Raw genomic sequence first — 11,415 nt, forward strand, 5'->3', positions numbered from 1 at the left:
GGCCATCCCCGCGCTCTGCGCCGCCTCCACCGAAGACCCAGACGACTGACGAAGGACCTCCTGAAGTGAATATCCGCTCCCTCACTCGAGGCGACGGCGTGGTGATCGGAGCAGCGGTAGTGCTGTTCATCGCCTCGTTCCTCGATGCGTTCGACAGCCCCGGCGGCGACATCCCGAATGCCTGGGACAGCCTCGGCCTCGTCATGGGGATGTATGTCTCCGGCATCATCGGCGCGGTGCTGATCGTCGTCGCACGTGGTCTTCCGCAGCCGCGCAAGGTGGCCGGACTCGACCTCGGCCAGTTCGGCGTGGCCCTGACGATCTTCTCCGCGTGGACCGCGCTCTGGACGATCTTCGACCCGCTGGGGTTCTTCGACAGTGACCTCACCAAGGTCAGCGCCGGCGTCGGCCTGATCCTGGGTCTGGTCGCCGCCCTGGTCATGGCCGCCGCCGCGGTCGCCACCCCCCTCGTCCCGGCCCTTCAGGCCGCGCTCCTCGGCGCCCCCCGCCCCCAGCAGCCGCAGCCCTACGGCGGTCAGCCGCAGGGTGGCTACGGCTACCCGGGCGCCCAGCAGCCGGGCCAGCCGTACGGCGCGCAGCCGGGGCAGCCGGGTCCGGGGCAGCCCGGTCAGCCCGGCCCCGGCCAGCCCTACGGCCAGCAGCAGCACGGCCAGCCGCAGCAGGCCGCCGCTCCGGCGCCGCAGCCCGCCGCCCCGCAGGGTGGCGCCTCCGACTTCTCGCCGTTCTGGTTCGCCGTCCCGGTGCCGCGTCCGCTGTACGCGGAGGACGGCAACCCGACGCCGATCGCCGAACTGGCCCCGGGTACCTGGTACTTGGCCGTCGAGCAGCGCGGTCCGGGCCTCGTCGCCCAGACGCAGGACGGCCGTCGCGGCGTCCTCCAGGACACCAGCGGCATCCAGCGCGGCTGACCCGCACGGCGCCTCGCGTCAGGCCCCTCGCCCACCTTCCGGGCGAGGGGCCTTTCGCGTACAGTCACCCAGGAATTGACGCACCGTCAGATAGGGGCTGACCGTATGCGCCTGGGAATCGCACTCGGCTACTGGGGACGCGGACCGGACCCCGACCACCTCGGGCTCGTACGCGAGGCGGAGGAGCTGGGCTACGACTCGGTGTGGACGTCCGAGTCGTGGGGCAGCGACGCCTTCACCCCGCTGACCTGGTTCGCCGCGCACACCTCGCGCATCCGGCTCGGTACCGCGATCGCGCAGATGGCGGCCCGCTCCCCCACCACGACCGCGATGCACGCGCTCACCCTCGACCACCTCTCGGGCGGCCGCACGATGCTCGGGCTCGGGCTGTCGGGGCCGCAGGTGGTGGAGGGCTGGTACGGGCGCCCGTTCCCCCGCTCCCCGCTGACCGCGACGCGCGAGTACGTGGACGTCGTCCGGCAGGTGCTGCGGCGCGAGGGTCCCGTCGAGGCCGAAGGCCGCTTCCACTCCCACCCCTACCGGGGCGAGGACGGCACCGGCCTCGGCAAGCCCCTCAAGCCGATCACGCATCCGCTCCGCGCCGAGCTGCCGATCCTGCTCGGCGCCGAGGGGCCGAAGAACATCGCGCAGACCACCCGGATCGCGGACGGCTGGCTGCCGCTGTACTGGTCGCCGACCCGGACCGATGTGTACGAGGCGTCGCTGACCGGTCTCCGCGAGAACTTCATGATCGCCCCGATGGCCCGGGTGAAGGTCTGCGACGACGTCAGCGAGGGGCTGCTGCCCGTCAAGGCGATGCTGGGCTTCTACATCGGCGGCATGGGCCACGCGACCCGTAACTTCCACGCCGACCTCATGGCGCGGATGGGGTACGAGGCCGAGGCCCGGCGGATCCAGGAGCTGTTCGCCGAGGGGCGGCGCGAGGAGGCGGTGCTCGCGGTGCCGGACGCGTTCGCCGACGAGATCTCCCTCGTGGGCCCCCGCGCCCGGATCGCCGAGCGCCTTGAGCTGTGGCGCAAGGGGCCGGTGACGGATCTGCTGGTCCTGTCCCCCGACCGGCACACCCTGCGCGTGCTGGCGGAGCTCAACTCCTGACCGGCTCCCGTACGGTCAGGAGCCCGACGTCAGCTGGGACGCCGACGGCACCTTGTCCTTGACCTCGGCGCCCGCGCTCTTGCCCGCGTCCTTGACGCTGTTGATGATGTCGTCGAACGACCCGGCGACCGAGTCGACGCCGTCGCCCTTGCGCAGCTTGCTCGGCAGGTCCTTGAGCGCGTCGATGCCGGCGGTGAGCGGGGCGACCGCCTTGGAGAGCGTGGGGTCGCCCTCGGCGTTCTTCGCCGCGGCCTTCAGCCGGTTGTAGGTGAGCGCGCCCGCGAGCCCCGCCTTGACCAGGGCGAACTTGCGTCCGTCCGCGCCGGCCTTGAACTTGCCCGCGCGCCACGGCTTCACGATCCACTGGTAGGTGGCCCCGGCCGCGATGCCCGCGTTGGCCACGAACCGGGTCTTGGCGAGCTTCTGGCGCTCGGCCGAGCTGGACGGCGACGCGGACGACGACGAGGCCGTGTCCTTGTCGTCGCCGCCGCACGCGGTGGTTCCCGCGACGAGGGCGCCGCACAGGAGGACGGACACGACCGTACGTCGCAGGGGAAGGGCTGAGCTGAGCACCGCGGGTACCTCCGGGGTGGGACTGCACGCTTTTCCGCAGCGTCACCCGCCCCCCGCACCACCGCCACTCGGGCGCGACCGTACGGGTTTCATCGAACGGGTCGGGGTCAGACGGAGACCATGTCCTCTACTCGCAGCGGCAACAGCGCGGCCCGAGCGATCGTGGTCGTTGCCGACATCATGGCGCTGATACTCGGTCTGTGGATCCTGATGTACCTGCTCGATGCCAACCGCGGCAACGACCTGGTCCAGTGGATCCACCATGCGGCCAACTGGCTCGCCGGCTGGTCCCGTGATCTGTTCACCTTCGACGAGGCCTGGGCCCGCGTGGTCGCCGGATACGGCCTGGCCGCCGTCGTCTACCTGGCCATCGGCCACGCCATCGCGGGCCGGCTGCGCTAACAGCAGTCCGGCTCCACGCCGGACGGCAGCTGCTCCCCGCCGAACACCGAGCACGTCGCCTCGTCGCCGCCCAGTGCGGCGACGGCGAGCAGGACGGAACCGGCGGTCCAGGTGGTCAGCTCCTCCGGCCAGACGGCCCGGTCCTCGAAGACGTAACCGGTCCAGTACAGGCCGGTGCGCGGGTCCCGCAGGTGCTGGATGTCCTGGAGGATCGCGAGCGCCCGGTCGGACTCGCCCATCGCCCACAGGGCGAGGGCGAGTTCCGCGCTCTCGCCGCCGGTCACCCACGGGTTCGGCACGACGCAGCGCACGCCGAGGCCGGGCACGACGAAGCGGTCCCAGTCGGCCTCGATGCGCCGCTGGGCCTCGGCGCCGCGCAGCGCGCCGCCGAGGACCGGGTAGTACCAGTCCATCGAGTAGCGGTTCTTGTCGAGGAACCGGTCCGGGTGGCGGCGGATCGCGTGCCGCAGCGCGCCGAGCGCCAACTCCCAGTCGGGCTGCGGCTCTTCGCGCTGTTCGGCGATGGCGAGCGCACAGCGCAGGGCCTGGTGGATCGACGAACTCCCGGTCAGCAGCGCGTCGTTGACGGGTGTGCCGTCGTCCTCGCGCTTCCAGCCGATCTGCCCGCCGGGCTGCTGGAGCCGCAGCACCCACTCGACGGCCGCGCACACGGTGGGCCACATGCGGTCCAGGAACGCGTCGTCGCCGGTGGAGAGGTAGTGGTGCCAGACGCCCACGGCCACGTACGCCACGAAGTTGGACTCGCGGCCGCGGTCGGTGATGTCGTGCGGGTCGCCGTCGTGGTAGGCGGCGTACCAGGAGCCGTCCTCGTTCTGGTGCCGGGCGAGCCAGTCGTAGGCCCGCTCCGCGGCGTCGTGCTCGCCGGCCACGTCGAGGGCCATGGCGGCCTCGGTGTGGTCCCAGGGGTCGAGGTGGTGGCGGCGGAACCAGGGCAGGGCGCCGTCCGGGCGCTGCACCGCGAGGATGCCGCGCACCGTCAGGGCTGCCTGATCCGCCGTCAGAACTCCTGGCAGGACGAGGAGTTCGGTCCGCTCGGGGCTGCTCACTCAGTGGCCCCGGCGGCCTGGGGCAGGTGCGGCTTGGTGGCGTAGGCGACGAAGCTCTTGCCGACGACGGGGTTGAGCAGCTGCTCGGCGACCCGGGTCAGGGCGGGCTTCTTCATGATGTCCCAGACCAGGAGCTTGTGGTACGCCTTGACCGGCAGCGCCTTGTCGTTGTCGACGCCGAACGCGCACTTGAGCCACCAGTACGGGGCGTGCAGCGCGTGGGCGTGGTGGGTGCCGTACGGCTTGAGCCCGGCCTCGCGCATCTTTCCGAGGAGTTCGTCGGCCTTGTAGATGCGGATGTGGCCGCCCTCGACCTCGTGGTACTCGTCGGAGAGCGCCCAGCAGACCTTCTCGGGGCCGTAGCGCGGGACGGTCACCGCGATCCGGCCGCCCGGCTTGAGGACGCGCACCATCTCGGCGAGCACCCCCTTGTCGTCGGGGATGTGCTCCATGACCTCGCTGATGATGACGACGTCGAACGACTCGTCGGGGAAGGGGAGTTGGAGCGCGTCACCCTCCATCGCGGTGGCGGTGGCGCCCGCCGGGGCCTCGCCGGCCTCCTTCATCGCGGCGAACCACTTGGCGACCTCGGCGATCTCTTCCTTGTTCTGGTCGAGCGCGACGACCTGGGCCCCGCGCCGGTAGCACTCGAAGGCGTGCCGTCCGGCCCCGCACCCGAGATCGAGGACGCGGTCGCCCGCGGCGAGCGGGAAACGGGTGAAGTCGACGGTCAGCACGTGGCCCTGCTTTCCTCTGGGGTTTCCTGGTGGGGTCGGACGGAGTGGGCGGGGGCGCGCTCCATCGACTCGCGGTACAGCTCGGCGGTGCCCTGCGCGGCCCGCGCCCATGTGAAGCGGTCGAGGACCCGGGCGCGGCCCGCCGCGCCGAGCCGACGCCGCAGCTCCGGGTCGCCCAGCATGCGGCTCAGGGCCGTGGCGAGCGCCCCCGCGTCGCCGGTCGGGACGGCGAGGCAGGTCTCGCCGTCGGGCCCGGCGACCTCGGGGATCGCGCCGCCCTTGGTGGCGACGAGCGGGGTGCCGGTGGCCATGGCCTCGGCGGCGGGCAGGGAGAAGCCTTCGTAGAGCGAGGGCACGCAGGCGACCTGCGCGGAGCGCACCAGGTCGACGAGTTCGGCGTCGCTGATGCCCTTCACGAACTCGACGGCGCCCTCCAGCCCGTACCGCTCCATGGCCTGGGCGACCGGGCCCTCCTCGGGGCGCTTGCCGACGACGACGAGATGGGCCTCGGGGTGGTCGGCGCGCACCTTGGCGAGCGCTTCGACGAGGAAGACAAGGCCCTTGAGGGGCACGTCTGCGCTGGAGGTGGTGACGATGCGGCCGGGGATCTCGGGGACCGCCGGGTCCGGGGAGAACAGGTCGGTGTCGGCGCCGATGTGGACGACGCGGATGCGGTCCTGGCGGACGCCGAGGTGCTGGACGATCTCGTCGCGGGAGGTGCCGGAGACGGTGAGCACGGAGGGCACCCGGCGGGCGACGCGCTTCTGCATGCGGGTGAAGGCGTACCAGCGGCGCTTGGAAAGGCGCTGCTGCCAGGTCTGCGCGGCGTCCAGCTCCAGCTGCCGGTCGACGGTGATGGGGTGGTGGATGGTGGTGACCAGTGGGGCGCCGATGTCGCCCAACAGGCCGTAGCCGAGCGTCTGGTTGTCGTGCACGACGTCGAACTCGCCGCGCCTGGCGCGCAGATGGTGGCGGGCGCGCAGCGAGAACGTCAGCGGTTCGGGGAAGCCGCCGGTGCGCATGGTGGCGAATTCGAGGGCGTCGACCCAGTCGCGGAACTCGTCGCGCTTCGGCGTGCGGAACGGGTCGGGGCTGCGGTACAGGTCCAGGCTCGGCAGCTCGGTGAGGGAGAGGCCGTCGGCCCCGGGAACCTCGTCGAGCACCGGATAGGGCTGGGCGCCGATGACCTCGACCCGGTGGCCGAGGCGGGCCAGCTCACGGGAGAGGTGGCGTACGTACACGCCCTGGCCACCGCAGAACGGGTTGCCCTTGTACGTGAGGAGAGCGATGCGCAACGACTCCGCGGTCACTCCAGGCCACCCTTCTCTCCTGCTTGCCCGTGGACATCCCGGCCTGCCAGTGGACACTACGTGGGGACGCTAATCTAGAACAAGTTTCAGACTTGATCGTTCAATGAGGATCGAATCTACCGGCTGGTAGCGGGCGTGTGGCAGGCGGATCGGGTGATTCGCGCCACGGGCCGTCACGTCGGGAGACGGAAGCGGACGGAAGCCGACGGATGCGGACGGAAGCAGGCAGATGACAGCTCCGGATGCCAGAAGCAGCGGCGCTCAGGGCGCCCCCGCGCTCACCGAGCGGCAGGAGGCGCGGCGCCGCCGGATCCTGCACGCGAGCGCGCAGCTCGCGGCGCGCGGCGGGTTCGACGCGGTGCAGATGCGCGAGGTCGCCGAGTCGTCCCAGGTCGCCCTCGGCACGCTGTACCGCTACTTCCCCAGCAAGGTCCATCTGCTGGTCGCCACCATGCAGGACCAGCTCCAGCACATGCACACCACGGTCCGCAAGCGCCCGCCGTCCTCCGACGCGCCCTCCGAGCGGGTCGCCGAGACGCTGATGCGGGCCTTCCGGGCCCTTCAGCGCGAGCCGCATCTGGCCGACGCGATGGTGCGTGCGCTGACCTTCGCGGACCGCAGCGTCAGCCCCGAGGTGGACCAGGTGTCCCGCCAGACCACGGCGATCATCCTGGACGCGATGGAGCTGGACGACCCGAGCCCCGCGCAGCTCTCGGCGGTCCGGGTCATCGAGCACACCTGGCACTCGGCCCTGATCACCTGGCTGTCGGGCCGCGCGTCGATCGCCCAGGTGAAGATCGACATCGAGACCGTGTGCCGCCTGATCGATCTGACGTCGGCCGAATCCCGCCACTGAATCGCGATTTTGTTGCCGTGCGCCCCTCGGACCTGCGGGGGCGCACGGCCGCGCGGTATGCGCCCTCGATCCTCCCGTTGGTGCGTTCCGCGAGTCGACATCCGGGAACCTGCCCCATCCAATGAGTCATTGAATGAGTCTTTGAACAAGCCCTTCAAAGGGCGAAGAGACTCGACCGACACAGAGCTGACCACTCTGAGGGGGACATGTGATCCGGGTACTTCTCGTGCACGACTTATGCCTCATGCGTGCGGCCCTCGCCGACCGTCTGGCGAGGGAGCCCGATCTGGAGGTGCACCACGCGCCCTGGCGCGGCGCGTCCCGCCGTGCGAGCGCGCTCCGGCCGCACCTGTGCGTGGCCGACCTCGACTGCGAGGAGAACTACGGGATGCCGCCCCTGGGGGATCTGCACACCGGCGGCCCGGGCCGGGCGCTGCTGGTGCTCGCCACCTCCGGCCGCCCCGGCCTGCTGCGCCGGGCGGCGGAGGCGAACGCGCTGGGGTTCGTGGACAAGGCAGGGCCGGTGGAGCAACTGCTGACCGGGATAAGACGGGTGGCCGAGGGGCAGCGGTACGTGGACGAGTCCCTGGGCTTCGGGCTGCTTCAGGCCGCACGGAATCCGCTGACCAGGCGGGAGCTGAGCGTGCTGTCGCTGGCCGCCGACGGTGCGTCGGTCGCCGAGATAGCGCGCAGCCTGCACCTGTCCAACGGCACGGTGCGCAACTACATGGCCGCCATCACCCGCAAGACCGGCGCCCGCAACCGGGTGGACGCCATCCGCATCTCACAGGGGGCGGGCTGGCTGTGAGGGGGGCCGGGGCGCTCCGTCCCACACGCCGGTCAGGTCCCGGTAGAGCCCGGAGCGCGCCAGCAGCTCCCGGTGTCCGCCGCTCAGGACCCGCCGCCCGTCCATGACGAGGATCAGCTCGGCCCGCCGGGCCGAGCTGATCCGGTGCGCGATGACGACGAGGGTGCCGCCGGGACGGGCCGCGAACGCCCGCTCCGCGCGGGCCTCGGCCATCGGGTCCAGATGGCAGGTGGCCTCGTCGAGCACGGCCAGCGGTGCGGGTGAGAGATAGGCGCGGGCCAGGGCGATCAGCTGGCGCTCGCCGGCGGAGAGCGCCGCGAGCGCGGCCGGGCCGAGAGGAGCGTCGAGCCCGCCGAGCCGTTCCAGAAGCGAATCGAGCCCCAACACCTCGGCTGCATGGGCGAGTTCGTCGTCGGGGACGCCGTCGGGGCGCAGATAGCCGAGGTTGGCGCGCAGGGTGCCGCTGAAGACGTACGCCTCCTGCGGGATCAGCACCCGCCGTGCGGCCGCCTCCCGCGAGCGGGCCGGGTATCCGTCCACCAGGACCTCTCCGGCGCCGGGCACGAGGAGCCCGGCGACGAGTCCGGCCAGGGTCGACTTGCCGATGCCGCTGGGCCCGACGACGGCGAGGTGGCCGCCGTGCGGGACGGCGAGGTCGAGGCCGTCGAGGACCGGCTCGGCGCCGGGGCCGTAGGCGAAGGTCAGCCCGGAGACCTCCAGGGCGGGCCTGCCCGGCCGCGGCGCCGCCGCCTCCGCCGGACCGTCCCGGTGCCCGGTCTCGTACGCGGTCAGCCTGCGCAGGACGACGACGAGGCGGGAGCCGCCGGTGCCGAGGCCGTGGATGAGGCTCTGCAGGGCGGGCAGCAGGGACTGGGTGACGTAGGCGACGGCGCCGACCAGGGCGCCGGGGGTCACTCCGCGCTCCAGGGTCCAGGGGGCGGTGAACAGCAGCAGCAGGAGCGGCAGTTGGCCGCCGAGGGCGAGTGCGAGGACTCGGGGCGCCGACCACCGGGCCAGGCTGCGCGAGGCCCGCGCCTCGCGGTCGACGAGGAGACCCGCGGCGTCGGCGGTGGCGTCCTCGGCGCCCGCCGCGGTGACGTCCCTGAGGCCCGCGCAGACGGTGCCGAGCCGGGCGGAGACGGCTTCGTCGGCGGTGAGGAACACCTCCTGGCGGCGGGCCAGCGGGCGCAGGGTGGCCAGGAACAGGGCGAGCCCGGCGACCAGCGGCGGGGCGACGACGAGCAGCAGGACGGGGGCGAGCGAGCACAGGCCGATCAGGGCGCCGGCCGCGGTGAACACGAACGACCGGGAGACCATGACCAGGCCCGCGAAGGTGTCGCGGGCGATCTCGACCTGCTGGGTGAGCCGGGACACCGCTCCCCCGTCGGCGTCCCGCACCCCGCGCGCGACGACCCGGCGCACGAGGGCGTCCCTGGCCGGTTCGACGAGGTCGGCGACGGCGCCGTAGACCCGGGCGGTGCCCAGGGCGCCCGCGCCGACCCCGAGGGCGGCGACGGCGAGCCAGAGCAGTCCCGTGCCCTGGCGTCCGGCGAGGAAGCCGTCGTCGAGGGCGCGGGCGAGCGCGAGGCCGAGCAGGAAGGTCTGGCCGGTCTCCAGGACCGACCAGGCCGCGAGCCGGACGAGGGTGCCGCGGCGGCGCAGCAGGAAGCGGGCGCCGAGGCGGGAGAGGTCGCTCACGCGGGGCCGTCCTCCCCCGCGAACACCGCCCGGTAGGCCGGGTCGCGCCACAGCCGCTCGTGCGGGCCGAGGGCGCGGACGCGGCCGCCTTCGAGCCAGGCCACCGTGTCGGCGCGGGCCGCGGTCGTGGCACGGTGCGCGACGATCAGGCGGGTGGCGCCGGGGGTGTGGTCGAGGAGCGCGGCGGCGATCTCGTGCTCGGTGACCGTGTCGAGGCTGGAGAGCGCGTCGTCCAGGACGAGCAGCCGCCCGCCGTGCGCGAACGCCCGTGCCAGGCCGAGGCGTTGGAGTTCGCCGCCGGACAGCGGCACGTCCGCGCAAGGAGTGGCGTAGCCGTCGGGCAGGCGGCGCACGAAGGGGTCGGCGCGGGCGGCGCGGGCGGCCGGGACCACCCGGTCCTCCGGTGCGCCGAGCGCGATGGTGTCGGCGAGGGTGTCGCCGAGCAGGACGGGGCGCTCGAAGGCATGGCCGACCGCGGAGCGCAGGGCGCTTCGGCGCAGGTCGGGCAGCGGGACGCCGTCGAGGAGGACGGTGCCCTCGTCGGGGTCGGCGAGGCGGCCCGCGAGCGCGGCGAGGGTGGACTTGCCCGCGCCGGAGGCGCCGACGACGGCGAGGGTGCGACCGGCGGGCACGGTCAGGTCGACGCGGTCGAGGACGGTGCGTCCCGCGCGCCGGACCGTCACGCCGCGCAGCTCCAGATCACCCCCGTACGCGGGCAGTTCGTCATCTCCGTAGCGAGGTGGGGGCACGTCGAGGAGTTCGGCGGTGCGGCGTCCCGCCGCCCGGGTGCGGACCAGCGCGCCGAGGTCGCCGACGAGCGCGCCGACGCCGGTGGCGAGGACGGCGTAGCGGGAGGCGGCCAGCAACTCGCCCACGGTAAGGCTGTGGTGGAGCAGGAGCAGGCCCGCCGCCGCGATCACCGCGATCTGCAGCAGCGGGGCGAGGGTGACGGCTCCGGCGCTCGCCCGGCCCTGCACCCGCCACATCCGCAGGCCCTGCCGGGACAGTTCGGGCAGCGGTGCGAGGACCCGGGCGGTCTCCTTGTCGGCGGTGCGGGCGGCGGCGATGGTGCGGGCGCCGCCGATCGCCTCGGTGAGCCGGGTCGCGAGGTCGCCCTGGGCGCGCAGGTAGCCGCTGACGCAGTCGGAGGTGGCGCGTGCGAAGGTCCGCAGCAGCCACGCGAGGGCCGGGGCGCCGACGAGGAACACGAGCGCGAGGCGGAGGTCGACCAGGCCGAGGGCGACGATCGCGCCGAGGGGCGTGAGCAGGGTCGCGGCGAGGGCGGCGACGGTCGCGGGGGCGGGTCCGGCCTGGGCGGTGCCGCCGACGAGACGGGCGACCAGGTCTCCGGCCGGGAAGCGGGTGGTGGCGCGCGGTCCGGTGTCCAGGACGTGCCGGACGAGGCGGTGGCGCAGCCAGGCGGTGGTGCGGGCGGCCGTGGTGCCGGTGAGGACGCCCTCGCAGGCGTCGAGGAGCGTGCCCACGGCGACGAGTGCGGCACTGATCAGCAACCAGTGGTGGGCGTCGCCCCCGGTGGGGCCGGTGAGCAGGGCGTCCAGGGCGCGCCCGAGGGCGTGGGGCAGGAGCAGGGCGGTGCCCGCTCCTGCGGTGGTGAGCAGGCACAGGGCGACGCAGCGGGCGGCGCTGTGCCGGATCGCGGCGCGCAGCAGGGCATCGCCGCCCGGCGGGCCCGCGGCAGGGGCGGGCCCGCCCTCCGGAGAGGACGGGCCCGCGGTGCTGCTGTGGGTCACAGGCACAGCAGGGTGCTGTTGGAGCTGAACTTGTCGCAGAGCAGCAGGCTGACGTTGCTGCCCGCGCCGCCGCCACCGCCGCCACCGTGGGTCGCGTCGGCTTCCAGGTTCTGCAGGTCGAGAAGGGCCATGGTGAATCCTTTCGTCTGCGGCACGCGGGAACGTGCC

The 11,415-nt window shown here is 73.3% G+C and carries 12 protein-coding genes; 5 read left to right on the plus strand and 7 right to left on the minus strand.

The window, feature by feature from the left end:
• Positions 1-65: 65 nt before the first annotated feature.
• Positions 66-929: a hypothetical protein gene (locus ABII15_RS11935; protein ID WP_353942279.1), complete on the plus strand. Its 864-nt coding sequence runs from the start codon at positions 66-68 to the stop codon at positions 927-929.
• Between the two features lie 105 nt (positions 930-1,034).
• Entirely contained in the window at positions 1,035-2,045 is a 1,011-nt protein-coding gene (locus ABII15_RS11940; RefSeq protein WP_353942280.1) for an LLM class F420-dependent oxidoreductase, read from the plus strand.
• 15 nt (positions 2,046-2,060) lie between these two features.
• Here ABII15_RS11940 and ABII15_RS11945 read toward each other — a convergent pair whose 3' ends face one another.
• Positions 2,061-2,618, minus strand: a complete 558-nt coding sequence (locus ABII15_RS11945; RefSeq protein WP_353942281.1) for a hypothetical protein — start codon at positions 2,616-2,618, stop codon at positions 2,061-2,063.
• Between the two features lie 120 nt (positions 2,619-2,738).
• Here ABII15_RS11945 and ABII15_RS11950 point away from each other — a divergent pair, with 120 nt between their 5' ends.
• The gene (locus ABII15_RS11950) at positions 2,739-3,020 is read left to right on the plus strand and encodes a hypothetical protein (RefSeq protein WP_111662027.1); all 282 of its coding nucleotides are present in this window, start codon (positions 2,739-2,741) and stop codon (positions 3,018-3,020) included.
• Here ABII15_RS11950 and ABII15_RS11955 read toward each other — a convergent pair.
• Genes ABII15_RS11955 through ABII15_RS11965 form a run of 3 tightly spaced genes read right to left on the minus strand, consistent with a single transcriptional unit; the run spans position 3,017 to position 6,134 of the window.
• The gene (locus ABII15_RS11955; RefSeq protein ID WP_353942283.1) at positions 3,017-4,087 is read right to left on the minus strand and encodes a prenyltransferase/squalene oxidase repeat-containing protein; all 1,071 of its coding nucleotides are present in this window, start codon (positions 4,085-4,087) and stop codon (positions 3,017-3,019) included. The genes ABII15_RS11950 and ABII15_RS11955 overlap by 4 nt on opposite strands.
• Entirely contained in the window at positions 4,084-4,824 is a 741-nt protein-coding gene (locus ABII15_RS11960; RefSeq protein ID WP_353942284.1) for a class I SAM-dependent methyltransferase, read from the minus strand. The genes ABII15_RS11955 and ABII15_RS11960 overlap by 4 nt, the downstream gene beginning before the upstream one ends.
• Entirely contained in the window at positions 4,818-6,134 is a 1,317-nt protein-coding gene (locus ABII15_RS11965) for a glycosyltransferase family 4 protein (RefSeq protein ID WP_353942285.1), read from the minus strand. The genes ABII15_RS11960 and ABII15_RS11965 overlap by 7 nt, the downstream gene beginning before the upstream one ends.
• A gap of 229 nt (positions 6,135-6,363) precedes the next feature.
• Between ABII15_RS11965 and ABII15_RS11970 the strand changes: the two genes are divergently transcribed.
• Together ABII15_RS11970 and ABII15_RS11975 are read left to right on the plus strand one after the other, a co-directional pair.
• Positions 6,364-6,990: a TetR family transcriptional regulator gene (locus ABII15_RS11970; RefSeq protein WP_353942286.1), complete on the plus strand. Its 627-nt coding sequence runs from the start codon at positions 6,364-6,366 to the stop codon at positions 6,988-6,990.
• A gap of 244 nt (positions 6,991-7,234) precedes the next feature.
• Positions 7,235-7,798, plus strand: coding sequence for a response regulator transcription factor (locus ABII15_RS11975; RefSeq protein WP_353942287.1), 564 nt, complete (start codon positions 7,235-7,237; stop codon positions 7,796-7,798).
• Here the strand turns inward: ABII15_RS11975 and ABII15_RS11980 are convergent.
• The 3 genes from ABII15_RS11980 to ABII15_RS11990 are packed head-to-tail and all read right to left on the minus strand — an operon-like array spanning position 7,775 to position 11,378.
• Positions 7,775-9,496, minus strand: coding sequence for an ABC transporter ATP-binding protein (locus tag ABII15_RS11980; protein ID WP_353942288.1), 1,722 nt, complete (start codon positions 9,494-9,496; stop codon positions 7,775-7,777). The genes ABII15_RS11975 and ABII15_RS11980 overlap by 24 nt on opposite strands.
• The gene (locus tag ABII15_RS11985) at positions 9,493-11,247 is read right to left on the minus strand and encodes an ABC transporter ATP-binding protein (RefSeq protein WP_353942289.1); all 1,755 of its coding nucleotides are present in this window, start codon (positions 11,245-11,247) and stop codon (positions 9,493-9,495) included. The genes ABII15_RS11980 and ABII15_RS11985 overlap by 4 nt, the downstream gene beginning before the upstream one ends.
• Positions 11,244-11,378, minus strand: coding sequence for a SapB/AmfS family lanthipeptide (locus ABII15_RS11990; RefSeq protein ID WP_353942290.1), 135 nt, complete (start codon positions 11,376-11,378; stop codon positions 11,244-11,246). The genes ABII15_RS11985 and ABII15_RS11990 overlap by 4 nt, the downstream gene beginning before the upstream one ends.
• Positions 11,379-11,415 lie beyond the last annotated feature (37 nt).

It is taken from the genome of Streptomyces sp. HUAS MG91, from assembly GCF_040529335.1.
In the GTDB taxonomy this organism is placed as follows: Bacteria; Actinomycetota; Actinomycetes; order Streptomycetales; family Streptomycetaceae; genus Streptomyces; species Streptomyces tabacisoli.

Excerpts from the sequence above, each read along its gene's own strand:
- ABII15_RS11970 (WP_353942286.1), top strand. The coding sequence starts at position 6,364 with ATGACAGCTCCGGATGCCAGAAGCAGCGGCGCTCAGGGCGCCCCCGCG.
- ABII15_RS11975 (WP_353942287.1), top strand. The coding sequence starts at position 7,235 with ATGCGTGCGGCCCTCGCCGACCGTCTGGCGAGGGAGCCCGATCTGGAG.
- ABII15_RS11990 (WP_353942290.1), bottom strand. The coding sequence starts at position 11,378 with ATGGCCCTTCTCGACCTGCAGAACCTGGAAGCCGACGCGACCCACGGT.
- ABII15_RS11940 (WP_353942280.1), top strand. The coding sequence starts at position 1,035 with ATGCGCCTGGGAATCGCACTCGGCTACTGGGGACGCGGACCGGACCCC.
- ABII15_RS11950 (WP_111662027.1), top strand. The coding sequence starts at position 2,739 with ATGTCCTCTACTCGCAGCGGCAACAGCGCGGCCCGAGCGATCGTGGTC.